The following is a 16,820-nucleotide window of genomic DNA, read 5'->3' on the forward strand; positions in this document are numbered from 1 at the left end:
GAGTGATTATTGGCCGAGGGCTCCGTCCTTGTGTCACCCCGTTGGGCGGCGCCATGCGTTGTGATGGCTTCCCGTCACCGCGCACCACGCAGGATCATCCGTTCGTCGCGCTTTTCCAGGAGTTCTATGCGTAGTTCATCGACCTCGCGGTATGCCGGGCTATCGGCCGGGACCACCACCACGGCCGCCATCCTGGTCAGCCTGCTGGTCCTGCTGGTCTGGTTCGGCACCCTCGACATGCGCCACCTGCTGCGCGCCGATGAAGGCCGCTATGCCGAGATTGCCCGCGAGATGTTCGTCACCGGCGACTGGGTGACGATCCGCTACCACGGGCTCAAGTACTTCGAGAAGCCGCCCTTCCACCTGTGGGTAACCACGCTGTCGTACACGCTGTTCGGCGTGGGCGACTGGCAGGCGCGGCTGTGCGTTGCGCTGTCGGGACTGCTGGGCCTGGGCGTGTCGATGCTGGCCACGGCGCGCTGGTTCGGCAACCGCGCCGCGCTGCTGGCCGGGCTGGTGCTGGTCTCGGCGCCGATGTGGAATGTCGCCGGGCATTTCAATTCGCTGGACATGACGCTGTCCGGCGTCATGGCCTGCGTACTAGCCTTCATGCTGCTGGCCCAACACCCCGATGCCAGCGCAGCGCAACGCCGTAACTGGATGCTGGCGTGCTGGGCGGCGATGGGCGTGGCGGTGCTGGTCAAGGGCCTGATCGGGCTGGCACTGCCGGGGCTGGTGCTGGTGGTCTACACACTGGTGACGCGCGACTTCGGGCTGTGGCGCCGCCTGCATCTGACGGCCGGCATCGTCGTCATGCTGGTGGTGACGGTGCCGTGGTTCTGGCTGGTGTCTGTGTTGCAGATCGTTAATTCCGCCAATGGCGGTCACAATTTCCGGCAATATCGAAATCTCAACGCTTTTACCTACCCCTTGCGCTGTCGCTTGCTGATCGCACGGAGGACCGCAGTGAGGTTGCGGCAGAAGCGTAGCGTGCATGGCGGGAGCGTATTCAGCCTATGGCCAGGGACTTGGCAGACAGCCGTGTGCGGATCCAGCCAATCCCGCTTCCAGCGAGGCGAGAAAACGTCGACGGGATTCAGAACCAGGCAGTCGAAGCAGTATGGGAGCTGATCTCGGTCTGACACCCAGGCCATAGGTGTTTGAAGTGCTTCGAGCCTTTGGATGCCAATGTGAGTCAGCAGCGCAAGGCGGCACAGCGCCTGCTCGTCCATCGGGGGGAATAGAAGCCAGCCACTATTGGTCAACGCTGGAAACGCCCCAAGGTCGCCAATCTGCCACAACTGGTCAACACTGATCTGATACCTTGCGGCCAGGCGACCGAGCCAACCGCCAAACGCTTCGTCATCGAATGGGCGCGGAGCAACAGGCCAAGGCCTGACACCCTCAGGAGAGCAAGGTTTGTGCTGCATTCTCTATGTGACCAAGGTCGATGGCCTCCTGCCCATCCCGGATCGCGAGTTCTGCGGAGACAGTCAGGAGGCGCGACACTTCCCCGGTTAGCCCTCCACTTGCAGTCAGAATGGCATGTACCATTTCTCGGCGTGCGAGATTCGACGGACGTCGGAGCGGTAAAATCATCTCGAAGGCAGCGAGAAGAGAACGAAATGCCTCCGTCTCCTGCCATCTCGGCACCTCGAGACGGGCGAATCGACTGACCATCTGGGGATCCGTTTGGAGCGCCATGACGGCGTCTTGAGTGCCAACGAGGACAACCGCGATCTTCAAGTCATTGGCGAGGAACTTCAGCAGATTCAGGGATGCACGCTGCTCCCGATAGTTGCCTGCCAACAAGTGATAAACCTCGTCAACGATCAGCATGCGCGCCGAAACTTTTCGAAGCAGTGCGCGACTCAGGTTCTCAAGCGCAGATAGCCTTGCCGCTGCGTTGAAGGGAGCGCCCAGTTCGAAAAGCAATGAGGAATAGAACCGGGGCTGCTCGGGTGTCGGTGGCATCTGCATGGCAACGATTCTTCGCAACTCGACGCCCTTCCCTTCGTCATACTCGGGTGGATGACGACGCTGGAATTTGGAGACAATCTGCGTCTTACCGATGTTGGAATCTCCGTGCAGCAGTAGACACGGCATACGCTCCCGCTGAGGTGTTTGCAGGAGACGCTCGAGAATCTCCAGCGCCTGGGTTGCGCGCGGATAATCTATCCAATGGCTACGTGCCAAGCCTTTAATTCTGACACCATCGTCGCACAGAGCCAGTTCTCTCGCGGCCGGGAGCAGATGTGTTAGCAGCGGGCGCATCGCAATTACAGCGGCTCGACATTGAACACTGGGGGCGGCTTGTTGTAATCCACTGCCGGCTCAGATCGCTTGTCCAACGCGTTTGCACGTACCAAGTTTGGCGCCTCGCCAAGGATCTGTGGTGCCAGTTCCTTCAGAGCTTCGCCTTGACGGTTTGCCCCCAACGTTTGCGATCTAGCGCGGGAAACAATCCGACGTTGCTCATCAATCGCGTCAAATACCTTTGCTTCTGTGACAAATTCCTTGCCTTGGGATCGTAAGCGCCGTAACGCACTGCGCTGCTCCCACAATGACACCCGGCCACGGCGCAAATCCGAAAATGTCGCTTCAACGTAGTGCTTCCCGTCGACACTGACAAAGATTCTGGAGAGATCCTCAGGGTGGTACCTTGCAATAACTTTCTGCTTTGTCGCCCTCCAGGCTGCGAATATTGGGTGCCAGTATCGAAGATAGAACAGCGTCAGCCCATATGACTGCACGGTCCGATAGGCCATCGGCAAGAACTGGATTAGGAAGCGTAAGGGTTCAGGCGCCGCATTGGGAAGTAAGCGTGGAGGCGCCGTCCTACCTGCCGTTGCCCACTGCGAAAAAGGAGTGGCTCCCTGCAACCCGCGGTGAGCGTTGTGGTGATAGCGCTCGGCAATCTCCAGAACTAGCCACCGCTCGAATTCCCGGATCGTTAAGGAGGCTTCCTTTTCCGGCGGTCGGGCCTTGCGCCCCTTGGGCGACGATCCGGTCGATCCTGGCAGGCTGTGGACACGTTCCATGATGGTCCTCATCAGGCGTTCGATATGTCCTCCAAAGTACGGCCTTCCCGCAGGTCGATACATCAGTTCAACACCATACTCCCGACACCCCGTTCGCAATGCCCTGCTTTTGAATTCGGCCGCATTATCGAGGTGAAGTAGCCGTGGAATGCCGTGCATAGGCCAATCGACGCTAATATCGAGACTGGCAAGCCAGCCATCCTTGGGCAAGACAACGCGGGTCAATAGCAACGCGACCGTTGCTGCGTTGGGGCGGTCCATCCCGACATATACGCCGACGACGCATCTTGTCGAAACGTCGAGGGCTATGCTTAGCCATGGCCGGCCAATTGGGCGTCGGCTCGCATCATCAACCAGGATCAGATCGGCCAGCGTGTGATCAATCTGCACAATATCCATCGGACAGCGCGCCACAAGGTGACCTGGGGGAATCTCAGAGCCCGGCTGCGTTGCGAGCCGAAGGGCCTCCTCTTTCCGATGGGCGGCCCATCGTCGCGAAATGGTAGATCTGCTTGGCGGACTAACACTCGCCCCTGCGCATCGCTTCCGGATTTCGAAGTCAAGCTCGAAGAGCGGATGAGCGAGATGAGGCTGTCGCGGCAGCCAATCGGTCAGCACCTCACTCACGATTTCCTCGACAGTCTCTGCTAGACGCGGCTTTCCCACTTTGGGACCTCGGTCATAAGGTATCAACGCGCTCGCCACAGGATCCGCGAGGAAGCGCCGGCGCAAGTGATAAACCGTAGCCCAATGGAGTCCAAGCAATTTGCCCGCGTTCTCAGCTTGCTTACGCGAGAGAGGAGCCCTCCCAAGCGGACGTAAGACTCTCGCAATCGCCAGTTCGCGCTTCGTTGCACGCTCGCACACCTAAAGTTGTGACTCCGGTCAATCGACACCGAGACTCGGGAAGTCCCATCAAATCAGGGCGTTGCTAAGGCTCTACCTCGCTAGGTGCGTTGCCTTTCCCACGGAAAGTTGTGTTCCGGGGAAGCGATTTCACCTAATGTTGTGTCTAGTTGGAGCGGGATGGAGGGCCGTAGAGTGCGCGCAAGATTACGTCTGCGAGCCCGAACCGTTGCTGCCGATGCGTCAGACGTCGAGATCAACTTGGCGACGTGGCCCGCGGTCGACGACCAAGCCTTGCCCGAGGCTCAGCGTGCCAACTTCCGCGCACGCGTTTGCGCGGTGCGGCTTTATTTGGATGGCGCTAGCGGCAGGGACATAAGGACCAATGCGGGAATCGGCCGCGCCCAGGTGTACCGCTTGATCACTGAGCGTTGCCTTGCACCGCATCCTGACGGACAAATCTACGGCTGGCGCGGATTGTTGCCGCACGCACGCGTCCGGCCTTACACGCGTACTGCTCCTATTGCAGTGAATCCCTGGGGCGGCGGTGCAGCCGGAGCGCTTCAAGCCGTGTTCCGAAGCGCTGCAGGTCAAGGCCTGGAAGCTGAGTTTCGCCAGCAGATCCTTGGTCATCGAAAGACGCTCGAGTCGACCCGACAACCTCGGGCAGTGCTCTACCGCTGGTTCCTTAACGCGTTGCGGGAACGAGGCTTCGAGCAGCGCGGTGAATGGCCGTTCAACGTTGCGAAGCAAGGTTACAAGGCCATATGCCGTTTCATCGCCGACGTCATCGCGGAGGCGCCGCTACGGACCCGTAGCGCATTACTTGGAGGCCCGGAGGCCCTGCGCAAGACACGCACAGGCGATGGGACACGCCGTCCAGCATTGCGGCTGTTCGAGCGGGTTGAATGCGATGCGCACAAGCTCGACGCGCGGATGGTGATTCTCGTCCCTTCACCCCACGGCGGTCACGAGCCGCGTGTCATTCACCGTCTCTGGGTCGTCGTGCTGATTGAAGTGGCTTCACGCGCGGTTCTCGGCTACAGCTTGTCGCTGCGCCGCGAGTGCGGTGCCGAGGATGTTTTGCGTGCCATACGTTGCGCATTGACACTGTGGACACCGCGAGACATTCTGTTCAGCAACAACGCCTATGCCAAGGGCGCCGGCCTGCCTTCATTTCGGGCTCCACGGTTCGTGGGAGCTTGCTGGGACGAATTCAGCGTCGATGGGGCGCTGGCGAACATTTGCAATCGGGTTGAAGCCGCCCTGCAAGACGTCGTAGGTGCGCGCATATTGAAGCCTCAGGATCCCGCCAGCTTTAGCCACCGGCGTAGCAAAGACGACCGCCCCTTCATCGAGGCATTCTTCCGCTGTCTGGCTGCGGGTGGCTTCCATCGCCTGGCGACCACCACCGGCAACTCACCAGATCAGAAGCGTGGCACCGACCCGGAGAAGACGGCGACGGACACTAACTTCCAATTGGAGTTTGCGCAGGAACTACTCGACGTCCTGATCGCGAACTACAACGCCACACCACATTCCGGCCTTGGGTATCGCAGTCCGCTTGACCAGCTTGAATTATTGGCCGATCAGGAAGATCGACCGTTACCCACGGCGGATCCGATTGCTGTAAGCAAAATGGTGGGTGTGCGCAAGCTCTGTACGCTACTGGGCGGCAGCCATACAGGTAGACGACCCCATTTCTGCTTCGCCAATGCCCGTTACGCCGCAGAGTGGCTTGGCCTGCGCGGGGATCTGCTCGGCAAGAAATTATGGCTGACGATAGAAAACGAGGACGATGCCCGGTTCGCCGCAGTGTCAACGCGAGAGGGACATTTTCTCGGCGTCGTTCGTGCCTCACCTCCGTGGCACCGCACCCCGCACTCCCTTTATGTCAGACAGGCTATTCGCTCCCTCGAACGCAGGCGATTGCTCTTCCTGTCCAGCGGCTGCGACGCGGTCGAGGCTTTGCTGCAATATGCAGAAGGCTCGCCCGGCAAGCGGCTCCCTCCTCACCCCGCTTATCTGGAGGCACGGCGGATCCTTCAGCAGTATGCCGAACTGGTTGCGGGAGAATCCATGGTCACCTTGGCACGCCAAGCGCTGCCGAGTGAAGTTGCCGCCGATCCCATGCCAGCCGGACCGGCGTCGCCTCCATCCCTGCCTCCGATGCGAAAGGCCCAGCTATGGTAGCGTCTACATACAATCCCCCGCCTCCCCTGGCACCGAGTCATGTGCCACGCGACCATCCTATTGTGACAAGTGATTACTCCCTTTATACCGTCGCGATTGAGGAGATGGTGAACACAGTAGCCGGTTGGATCGATGACCAGGTCGATGGCGCCACCATTTATGGCCCCTCGCGTTTTGGCAAGTCCAGCGGCGTCAATCACTGGCTACAGCGATTGCTCTCGGAGCGCTGCGGTGGCTATGTGCCGATGGTGGTTTGGAGCCACACCGACCCCGGCGGTTTGTATTCAGTCGGCAGCTTCTATGCGGAATTGCTACAAGCCAGTTCCCATTCGCTGGCGCGATTCGTGAGAAGTCCGCTTGCGCGCCACCATATGTTGCTGGAACGCTGGATCGAACTGGCCAGCCAAGGCGGTGGGCGCTTTCTGGTGCTAGTTATTGATGAAGCCCAGGGTATGTCGCAGCGAGAGTGGTTATGGCTCGTGGAGTTGCACAGTCAACTCGAGCGGCAACGAATTCGATTATGCGTAATCTCGGTGGCCTCGCTCCAGTTTTTTGACGAAGCAATCACCATGGCCTTGTCCGGCGGCGCGCATGCTGCGGCTCGCTTCATGCTGGCCACCAAGGCGTTCGATGGCATTCGTAGTGAGCAGGAACTCGCTTATGTCATGGCCGGCTATGACAGCGGCAGTGAATGGCCTCCGGGGTCAGGCCTGTCATTCACTGCGAGCCTGGTGCCCAATGCCTGGGCTCAGGGATTCCGACTCGCCGACTTCGCGGCTACGCTGATGCAGGCCATGACGGATTGCCTGCCCGCGCGGTACGCAGGCCCCATCAACTTTCCGATGAAGACGGTAACCCACGCGTGCCGCCACGTCTTGTTGCGACTGGCTTCTGGCGCGGACGTCGAGAAGGTGACTTCGCCGACCTCTTGGCGGCAGGTAGTAGAGGCATCAGGACATAGAAGGCTAATGGCAGTGGTGTCAGCCACCGCAGCGCGACAACGCAACGATCGCAGTCCGATACAGACATGACTGAGCCACCGCGTCTGACATGGCATCGCGGCAGCGTCCTTCCCTACGCGTCCTTGTATCACACGCTGCTCCGCGCATGTGAGCTCAATGGGCTCCGGCCGCGCCAGCTTGCTGCCATGACTCAAGCCCGTGATCGGCACGAGGCACCCCAGCCATTCGGGGGGATTGACCGGGAACGGCTCGCGACATTGCTGGGCGAGCCGGCGATGAAGTTTCGGTGGGCAACCGTTGACGATGCACCGGAGTGGTTGCGGCCTGCGCTTTTCGGCTACGACACCAGGATCTGTTCACTTTGCCTGGCAGAGGGTTATCACACCGATTTGTTTGCGCTCCGCTTCCTGCAGACCTGCCCTGTCCACGCCGTCCCGCTGCGGTCGCACTGTCGCTGCGGCCGCGCGTTCATGATGATCTTGTCGGATCCGGACGGCCCGCCCGGTAGCTGTCCGTGCGATAGGCTTCGGTTCTTTACCCCAGAGCTGTGTCGCCGCCCGCGAATGACTTCAGCCAGCATGCAAGCCATGGATCAATTGGTCGCGTGGCTCGACGGCATGACATGTCTCGCCCATTCGGAAGCCGTTGCATACCAGTGCTTTTGGACGCAACGACTCGAGCCGGAGGAAATTCTGGCCCTGAGTGAGGCGATGGGACGCCCTTGCCCACCGGGCATACAGCCACATCCAACGAGGGACGCACTGCGCGTCGTGCATGGGCCGAACACAATTTTGCACAATGACAGTTGCCATCAGCAGGCGTTTGCGAACTTGGATCTAACAGAGCAAGCGTCGTCCTACTGGTCCGACGCACCAGCTTTCTCGGTCTACCGCGCCATGGCGCGACACTTTCGACGTCATGTGGCCCGGCGGGCCACCAAGTGGTTGGAGGCTCCGACTGCCGCGATCGCCGCCGAGACGCTGGCGCACCATCCCCAGGCAGCGCTGGTGATCACAGAGGGCCTGTGGGCACGAAGCGTTGAACCTTATGTGTGCCTTCGCCGTTGGCCTTATCGTGCACCACCGGCTGGCGTGTCTGCGGAGTTGAGCGATCAGGTAATGCTACATGCCTCCATCAGCCCCCCGAGTCGGGAATTCTCCGCGACTCACACCTGGATCGCATACCATGCGGCGGCCACCGCGTTGCTCCAGGTGTGGGCATACGCGGACAAGGCTGTCCACGAGATTCTCCTTGGCCGCGGGAATGCGCTGAGGCATGTCGAAATTGACGGTTGCCCGCTTCGTCCGTGGTGGGGTGCGAAGCGACGTTGTGACATCACCCGCTTTGTCGAACCGGTTATTGATTGCGGCGAGGCGTGGGGGAACATGTCGAGGACCAGCAAAGCGGCGCGCCTTTTCGGCGTCGCTCGCCGTCGCCACCGTCGCAGGCGAGCTATCGTTGCGCAATGGCATAGCCAAGGCCCCGGATTGACGTTCTCACGAGAGAGGGGCTGGACAGTCGCAACCACCTTCACCCCCGCCAACGCCGATATTCGCAAGCGACGCCTACTCGGCCAGCAGGATGCCGGCGCGATGTTCTGGATTTACCGGGAAACGGGCGGGGCGTTGGTCGCGCGTCTATGCGACGGACGCGTACAGGGGATAGGCGAGTCGCCGCGGACAGCCATCAAGGCGCTGCGAATGGCCCTTCTTCGATTGAGGTTCCTTGCCCCGCCCCATTAGCAAGCCACAAATTTAGGTGAAAGTAGATACAACTTCAGGTATGCAAGCGCCGGAGGATTTTTCCTCGTCCTACATTAGGGTCATTTCGGCGCATTCTCAAGGATGTTGAGCATCCATGCGCTGACGTTGCTTTTCGGCAACTGCCGTGCAGCGTACTTTAGGACGAATTTCGCTTACGAATCAAAGAGCCTTGGCAACCTGCAGCGATGTCGTGAAGAGTAGTAATCGCGGTACCTATTCGTAGTAATGTTGCTCCGCGCGCTCAATCACGCAAAAAGTATCATCTTTACTTCTGCAGTTCGGAGAGATCGTGTCCCCTGCTCGACTACTCTCACTCTGCGGCAAGGCCACCTCGCATTCGGTTCTCGACTGTGATTGCAGCCCTATTTCGGCATGTTTCGCGCAAACGCTCCTTTTAATCAACCAGTGCGAAACCGCATTAGTCAGAGCGAAAAGTAGTAAAGATGACACGAAGTGACGGACCAGCGATAGCTCCAACATTACTACTCGCCGCCGGAGAGGATCAACATTACTACTCGAAAAATCGTCGCAATGTTAATACGGACGTCCACACAGTAATTCATAACTAATTGATTTCTATATGTTCGCTCTCAGCCCCTGACGTACTATCCTTATTACTCTTCACGTGATCGGCAGGCCTTTTCGATGCCGAGCGCCGTAGTTGACCAACGTAGGTGAGTTGTTCCTGAGGTAGTACCAGATTTTATCTAGGTGCTCCCACAACGTGCTGTATTTATACCTGTCCTAGTCTACAGCCTGCGCACATAAGTACCGTGGAGTTGGTTACTCCAACGACGGTAGGCGGGACAAGGTGCCCCGCGAACCGTACAGCAGGCTTAGACAGCGATGGTCTCCCCGCGCGCGTCGCTTATTTGTGCGAAAATCCGTGCCTTCGCGGGTGTAGCTCAATGGTAGAGCAGAAGCCTTCCAAGCTTACGACGAGGGTTCGATTCCCTTCACCCGCTCCAAACGGCCTGTAGCTCAGTTGTCCAGTAGCGGTCGGCTCATAACCGATTGGTCGCCGGTTCAAGTCCTGCCAGGCCCACCACTCTTCCTTTGCCGGCATGGCGAAATTGGTAGACCCCTCCTACGACAACGACGCCAACAACTCTCCTGCCTGACGCGCATCCACGGTGTCTGCCCCCTCCGTGAATGCTGCCCGGATCTCGAGGAGTAGTTGCCGCGCAGCGGCATCCTTGCCTTGGCGTAGCCATAGCCGCGCGAGGCTCAGCACGCATTGCAACTCGATTGACTTGGCGTCGTGGCTACGCGCGAGCGCAATGGCCTTCTGGAACCGCGCCTCGGCATCCTCATCCACGGCGGGCGAGGCCGAAGTGCCCGCATTCTGGCCAGGCAACTGCAGCATCAATTCGCCTTGTAGGCGAATCAACGTCGCTTCATCGAAGCGCTCTTCCGTCTTGCCCACTAGCGCCAGCGCGTCATCCAGGACGCGAAGCGCGGCTTCAGGCTGCCCTGCCCTGCCATAGACATCGCCGAGTAGTCCTAAGAGGGATGGTCGTCCCAATGCGGCACCGGTCGCTTCATGTGCGCCAAGACCTTGGTGGATAAGTGCGATGCCCTCCGCGTGGTTGCCTTGCCTGGCCACGGCCCAACCCCGCAGGATCGTTGCCCATGCCAAGTACATTGAGAACCCCTGCTCGCTCGATAGTTGGAGCGCGGCATTGGCGAACTCCAGCGTCTCTTCGGGCTCGCCGCGACGCTGATACAGTTCTGCCGCATAAATCAGGGCGAGTGCAAGGCCGAACGGGTCGGACGCATTCCTGGCCATTTCCAGCGCCTCTTCGCTTCGGGACAGAGACTGGTCCGGCAAGCCGAGATACCAGAGGCTCCAACTCAGGCTGCTACGCATATGGGGCGCGGGATTGCGCACATAGCGCAGTAAATGCCCGTAAGACTGTCGATCAGGGCGGTGCAATGACAGCGCCTGCTCCATGTGAGTGCGGGCCAGGCGGATCTTGCCCAGGCGGAATACTGTGGTGCCAAGCACCCGGTGCGCCTCCGCAAGCTGCTCCGGATCCTGTGCATCCTGCGCGAGACCAAGCAGCCGCTCGGCCAGCGTCTGCGCCGTCTCGAGTTCGGAGCGCAACAGATAGAACGACCACAAACCGAGTTGTGCAGAGAAGAGTTGCGAGGTTTCCCCGCCTTGCTCGCTGAGGACGAGGGCCCGGGTATAGTTCGCTTGTACTTCCGGTGAACCATAGCCTCGCACGGCCATCCAGGCCGGTCCAAGGGTCAGCCGCAACGTGAGTTCCTCGCGACTGCGTTCGGGGGTATCGGGCTGGTTTTTCAGGAGATTGAGGGCGGCGCTGAGATGTGTAATAGCCTCGGACTGGGCGGAGCGCTGCAGCGCCTGCTTTCCCGCCAGCTTCAGGTACTCGACCGCCTTCGGCACATTGCCGCTCTGGCTGTAGTGGTGCGCCAGCTCGCTGCAATATTCGCTCAGCCTGTCGGGGAAGAGCGCCTCAATGGCTTGGGCGGTACGCTCATGCAGAAAGCTTCGCTGTTCCGAGAGCAGGGAGTTGCTCGCTACCTCTTGGGTCAGGGCATGCTTGAACAAATACTCCACCTCAGGGAAGGTAGGGCGCTCATAGATAAAATCACCGATCTGCAGGTCGGCCAGCAGCGGGTGAAGCGATGCTTCGGACTGGCCCGTGACATGCCGAATCAGACTGGACGGGAACTCCGCGCCAATGACCGCCAGCGTCTGCAGCAGTTCCTTCTGAGGCAGTGGCAGCCGGTCGATACGCGCCGCCAACACGCCTTGCACGGTCGTCGGAATATGAAGTGCCAACGGCGCCTTCTCGACGCTGTAGTTTCCGGGCTGGCCGCGCAGCGCGTTTTCCTCGGCCAGGGTATGAACAACTTCCTCCATGAAGAACGGGTTGCCCTCGGTCTTTGTCAGGATCAGCTGCTTCAGTGACGCAAGGGACGGGTCTGCGCCCAGCAGCGCAGTCAGCAATCCCTGCGCCTCCGTCTGACCCAGTGGTTCCAGATGCAACTGGGTGTAGAAGGTGTGTTGAGCCCAGTCATGCCGGTATTCGGGGCGGTAGTTGACCAGCAGCAGGATCTTGGCGCGCGGCACCTCGGCGATGAGCACATTCAGGAAAGCTTCCGTTTCGCTATCCAGCCATTGGAGATCCTCGAACAGGACCATGAGCGGCTGGTTCTGGCTCTCGCGCACCAGCAAGCGCGCGATCGCCCCGAAGGTGCGCTGACGCCGGATGGCCGGATCCATCGTCGGCAATGCCGAGCCCGGCTCAACGATACCCAGCAGGTAGAGCAAGTAAGGCAGTTGATCCTCCAAGGCGCGGTCCAGAATCAGGAGTCGGCCAGTGGCCTTCTCGCGATAGCGGCGCTCGTCATCCTGCGCCGTGATCTGGAAATAGTTGCGAAGCAGGTCGATCAGCGGCAAGTAAGGAAACGCCTTGCCATGCGACACCGAAAAGGTCTCGAGCACCATGCAGTCTTGCTGCGCACGTGCCTTGAACTCATGGAACAGGCGCGACTTGCCTACGCCCGCCTCGCCCACCACGCCGACGATCTGCCCCTGCCCTGCGCGGGCCAGTTCGAGCGCCTCGCCCAGGCGCTTCAGTTCGGCCTCGCGACCGACAAACCTGGCCAGGCCACGTTGCGCCCCCACCTGCAGGCGCGTGCGCAAGGCGCCCAGCCCGAGCACCTCATACACCGCCAGAGGCTCGCGCAGCCCCTTGATCTGGGTGCGACCGAGCGCCTTGAACTCGAAATACCCCTCGGCCAGCTTGTGGGTCGATTCGCTGACGAGGATCGATGACGGGGTCGCGACCCCTTCCATCCGCGCCGCGATATGGATGGTGTGGCCCACCGGGTCGTAGTCCGTGCGCAAGTCATCCTTGCGGATCGAGCGCACCACCACTTCGCCGGTATGGACCCCAACCCGGATCTGTAGTGGGATACCCTGCTCCAGCCGCACCTTGTCGCTATGGCCACGCATGGCCTTCTGCATGCGCAGTGCCGCAAACAGCGCCCGCAACGCATGGTCCTCGTGGGCGATTGGAGCGCCGAACAAGGCAAGGATTCCGTCGCCGAGAGATTTGGCCACGTACCCTTCGTAGTGATGCACAGCTTCCATCATCAGCGCCACGACCGGATCGATCAGGCTGCGGGCTTCCTCGGGGTCCAGGTCCTGGATCAATGCCGTCGAGCCGGCCATGTCCGCGAACAGGGCAGTGATGGTCTTGCGCTCGCCGCCAGCAGCCCCGCCCTTTGCCTCCATGGCGGCCTGCTCGGCGCGGATCCGTTCGGCCAGATGGGGCGGTGTGTAGAGAATCGGTGCCGGCAGAGACGACACCGGGGGCGATTGGCGCGGGGAGGCTGCCGCCGTGTCCGCCAGCGGCGCGCCGCACGCGCCGCAGAATTTTTCAGTGGGACTGGATGCGTGGCCGCATTGCGAGCAAATTAGCACAAGCCTTTGCCCGCACTCCTGGCAGAACTTGGCTCCCGAAGGATTCTCGAACTGGCAATTCGTGCAGCGCATTTCGTCTCCCGACTGCCTGTGCCTGCCACGCAGCCATTACAGGCGCATTCGCGGAGGTTGGCAAGGCGGCTCAGCGTGAGCCGATGACTCCCCTGAGCCAAACAGGCCCTCGGTACGTCATCCGAATAGGCGTAGCGCCCGGCACAAAAATAATTTACATTGCGCTTTAGTCAGCATTTCCGTCCGGCTCCAGATAGAGTGTGTTGAATTTTGTTATAGGTCAAGCACTTAGCGCTGTCTCCATGGCCCAGGATCCCACTACGCACGCCGTCACAAAACTCACCCGCACCGAATTTGCCGTGGTCCGTGCCTACGCGCAAGGCATGCGGCCGGTGGATATCGCCAACCGCTACTTGGTGGACCCGGATGAGGACGAGCACCTGAGCGAGGCCCAGGCGGTCCAGCGCATCCTGGCCTTGCGCGACCGCCTCGTGCAGTTCGCCCTGCAGCATGGCCAGCCCGAGATCGCGGGCATGTTCGAAGCACTGCGCGCGCGTTCGGATGTCGGCATGACCCGGCGGGTAGACGCCGTGTCGGCGCTTGAGCAGCTTGGACAGAGCTACCCCCAGCCACAGCACGATGTGTCACTTTGGTTCAAGCCGAGTCTGGCACGTCGGCTGGTAGCGGCCAACATCCGGCGGATTGAGGACCTGACGTCCTTGGCGAATCGGCGCGGCAGCAGTTGGTGGCGCGCGGTGCCACGCATTGGCGCGCAGTCGGCCGAGGTCATCACGCACTGGCTGGTGCGTCAGCGCCCAGTCATGGGCGCCACGGCGGTCAATGCCTATGTGCTGCCGCCTGCCGCCCATGCCCACCGCGACGCGCTGGTGCCGTTGACCTTGGCCCCCGGGATGCCGTATCCGGTGCCACTCGAGCATATGCTGGTGCCAGTCTCAAATACCGCGGCAGGGCCGGCGCTCGCCGCCGATCTGGCGTTCGTACGCGCCTGGCTAGGGGACCGGGCGCCACATACCCGCAACAGCTATCGGCGCGAGGCCGAGCGGCTGCTGTTGTGGAATGCGGCGCGCAAGAAGGGGTTGAAGGCGTTGGAGACCTGCGATCTCGAGGCATATGAGGAATTTCTAGCGAATCCTCAGCCGGCGGCGTTCTGGTGCGGCCCCAGCGGCGCGCGCGACAGAATGCACTGGCGGCCTTTCGAAGGGCCGCTGGGGACCAGCTCGGTGGCGGCCGCCCTACGGGTGGTTCGAGCGCTGCTTCGCGCATTGGTCAAGGCCGGCCACCTGGCGAGCGCCCCGCTCATCCCCAGGCAAGCCCCCGCCGCTGCGCCCACTGCGCTGCGCGCACCGTCCAGCCAACCCGACGTGGAGGCCTTCCTTGCCTGGCTGGGAGAAGCACGGCACGGTCCGCGACATCGTGCTGCGCTGGTTGCAGCCCAACTAATGCGCAGCGCAGGCTTGCCACTGAGCGAGCTAGCGGTGCTGCGCTGCGCCAGCGTGCAGTCCAGCGCCGACGGCACGGTATTGCAACGCCAAGGTTCGCGCCAACAGTTGGTAAGCCTTAATACCGCCGTCCAACAGGCCTTAAAGGCGCATTGGACCGACCGGGGTTGGCCAAACATGACGCCGCCGGCACACGCAGCGCTATTAGCCCCGACATCACAGCCGGCCACGGCGCGCGGGCGTAACAAGCAGCTTGCGGGCGTGGCGGCGGGCTATTCCGCCAGCGGCCTGGATCAGCTGCTGCGTGCTTTGTGGCGGCGCTTCTGCGATCAGCGTGGGCTGCCATCGGACGGCTTTGCCCCCGGACAGCTTCGCACCCGTGCCAGCCAGGCCTGAGCTGCTAACGCCGGTACGCCAACGCCAACCGACCTTAGCGTTGCGCGAAGCGGCGGCGTTCCTCCCTCTCGCTCGGCCGGGACCTTGATGGAAGGCCCTTGAGTTCGACACCACGGTTTCCTTAAAGAAGCCGCCCAATCGCGCTGATAATCGCCCTCAGCGCCACCGGATTCTGCTTCATCCTCGGCTGTAGCGGAGACTCTCCGACCACTACCTAGTGAACGGACGGCTGCAATTCCAAGCCCCCTCCCGAAGTGTCTTTTCTTCGCTTTCGCGCATTCAGCTCCGCAGCCCTTCATCATCCGAATGCGGCTTCGCCGAGTATGGCGAGATGGCCAATGTCACCAATAGTCGCCGAACGTCAAGCCTGCGCCAAGGGCAAAGTCACCGAGATTGTACGACCGTCAGTTTTGCCTGCGACCATCGAAAAGGTGGCCTTGTAGCCTGCCCTCATTGCCCATTCTCGCTGTAGCTAGGTCACCAAATTGTATGCAGCTCGGTAGGCAGCCTCTCGTAAGGTCACCAATATTGTTCCGCTCCGTTGCTCCCCAACAGGCAAAGTCACCGGCAATTGTCCGTTAGCGGGAGAGTCCGGCGCTAAACACGCCGCGCACAGGTCTTCCGGGAAGACTTGCAACTAGGATTCGTACAATCTTTGTGACCTTTCTGTTGGCCCTTGCGCCATCGCGTCGCGGGATCGCACGAAGGTATGTGTCTAATCGGCGAGACGAAGCCGGGGGCATGCACGCTCTGTGTGACGTGAGGCAACTCATTTGGAGGTGTGGCTGCGGGTGGCATAGTCCGATTCCGCAGCTTGCGCCATGTCCGGCACTCGCGTTCGACTCGGTGGTTCGCTGTCAATCAGGCTACGCAGGCTATCACTGTCACGGTCCATTTTTATCGATAGCGACCGTCGTTCAGTCTCGAGGAGGCAGCCCGCGCGGATAGTGTTAGCGAGCGTACGCGCAAAGATTGCTAGGACTTCAAGAGCCTTCCGGCAACGCCGTTGCCCCGACTGGACCAAGTCAGAATTGTGCGTAGTTCGCGGCGGTTGCGTCCAGCTCGAAGGGCCGCAGTCTCTCCAGTCCTGGACGGGCGCTATTCCAATCAAGTGCTCCGTCTTAGATTGGCCGTCCACGTGTGATACAGGGGAAAGATCCATGGGCGACTGTCACGACCAGCAGCTGGAAGTAAAGGACTTTGAAATGGCAATGGACAAGGCGAACTCCCTGCTCTGGGTTCTGGAGGTTGAGGCGCCAAGCGCATCGAGCGATGGACTCAATCCATCATGGAGCAGGAGACATCTGGTAGCTGTTGGCGCTGGGCACGCGGAACCTGTGGCGTACCGCTTGCAGCCAATGAGGTAATTGACGGCAACCAGTCCCGTTGGGAAGGCCGCACCCACAACTTCGAATCCCGCTATGAGGGCCGGCGGTCGGCGTCCGCCTTTATCATGTCGCATTCCTTCTGGCGACGTGTCCCCGGACATCAGCGCGATCTTGCGCCGCAAAGCTATTGTTGCTGTCGTTTTGCAGTGCCTGCCCTACAAGGTCCCTGTGAGCGATCTCCATCGACGCCCATAATGCGCTCGCCTGAGGTATCGACGGGACGAGCTCAGTTGCGTTCCAAGTCAGAACCCGGCCCCCGAAGACGCGCCTTTGTCGGGTGATGCTGCTTGAGACCTT

7 protein-coding genes, 2 tRNA genes and 1 pseudogene are annotated in these 16,820 nt (G+C 60.8%); 6 read left to right on the top strand and 4 right to left on the bottom strand.

Features of this window, described 5'->3' with window-relative positions:
- Window positions 1–126: 126 nt before the first annotated feature.
- Window positions 127–852, top strand: a pseudogene (locus LPA45_RS34170) (ArnT family glycosyltransferase); the annotation flags it as partial.
- 71 nt (window positions 853–923) lie between these two features.
- Here LPA45_RS34170 and LPA45_RS34175 read toward each other — a convergent pair.
- Genes LPA45_RS34175 through LPA45_RS34185 form a run of 3 tightly spaced genes read right to left on the bottom strand, consistent with a single transcriptional unit; the run spans window position 924 to window position 3,440 of the window.
- Window positions 924–1,430, bottom strand: a complete 507-nt coding sequence (locus LPA45_RS34175; protein ID WP_367395303.1) for a TniQ family protein — start codon at window positions 1,428–1,430, stop codon at window positions 924–926.
- On the bottom strand, window positions 1,405–2,274 hold the full coding sequence (locus tag LPA45_RS34180; RefSeq protein ID WP_367395304.1) for a TniB family NTP-binding protein: 870 nt from the start codon (window positions 2,272–2,274) through the stop codon (window positions 1,405–1,407). Before LPA45_RS34180 ends, LPA45_RS34175 begins: the two co-directional genes overlap by 26 nt.
- A gap of 5 nt (window positions 2,275–2,279) precedes the next feature.
- Window positions 2,280–3,440 carry a Mu transposase C-terminal domain-containing protein gene (locus tag LPA45_RS34185; RefSeq protein ID WP_367395305.1) on the bottom strand — a complete coding sequence of 387 codons (1,161 nt, stop codon included), beginning with the start codon at window positions 3,438–3,440 and terminating at the stop codon, window positions 2,280–2,282.
- Between the two features lie 708 nt (window positions 3,441–4,148).
- Here LPA45_RS34185 and LPA45_RS34190 point away from each other — a divergent pair.
- The 4 genes from LPA45_RS34190 to LPA45_RS34205 all read left to right on the top strand — a co-directional run bounded on the left by LPA45_RS34190 (window position 4,149) and on the right by LPA45_RS34205 (window position 9,853).
- Window positions 4,149–6,080, top strand: coding sequence for a hypothetical protein (locus tag LPA45_RS34190; RefSeq protein WP_317925895.1), 1,932 nt, complete (start codon window positions 4,149–4,151; stop codon window positions 6,078–6,080).
- Window positions 6,081–6,121: 41 nt separating this feature from the next.
- Complete coding sequence (locus tag LPA45_RS34195) at window positions 6,122–7,111, top strand: ATP-binding protein (RefSeq protein ID WP_367395306.1); 990 nt, start codon at window positions 6,122–6,124, stop codon at window positions 7,109–7,111.
- 2,588 nt (window positions 7,112–9,699) lie between these two features.
- A tRNA-Gly gene (locus LPA45_RS34200) sits at window positions 9,700–9,773 on the top strand.
- 2 nt (window positions 9,774–9,775) lie between these two features.
- Window positions 9,776–9,853, top strand: a tRNA-Ile gene (locus tag LPA45_RS34205).
- A 39-nt stretch (window positions 9,854–9,892) separates the two neighbouring features.
- Here the strand turns inward: LPA45_RS34205 and LPA45_RS34210 are convergent.
- On the bottom strand, window positions 9,893–13,339 hold the full coding sequence (locus tag LPA45_RS34210) for an adenylate/guanylate cyclase domain-containing protein (RefSeq protein ID WP_367395307.1): 3,447 nt from the start codon (window positions 13,337–13,339) through the stop codon (window positions 9,893–9,895).
- A 242-nt stretch (window positions 13,340–13,581) separates the two neighbouring features.
- Here LPA45_RS34210 and LPA45_RS34215 point away from each other — a divergent pair, with 242 nt between their 5' ends.
- The gene (locus LPA45_RS34215; RefSeq protein WP_317924302.1) at window positions 13,582–15,135 is read left to right on the top strand and encodes a phage integrase family protein; all 1,554 of its coding nucleotides are present in this window, start codon (window positions 13,582–13,584) and stop codon (window positions 15,133–15,135) included.
- The last annotated feature ends 1,685 nt before the right edge of the window (window positions 15,136–16,820 follow it).

Origin of the sequence: Cupriavidus sp. Agwp_2 (assembly GCF_040784895.1) — a bacterium.
Classification (GTDB): domain Bacteria; phylum Pseudomonadota; class Gammaproteobacteria; order Burkholderiales; family Burkholderiaceae; genus Cupriavidus.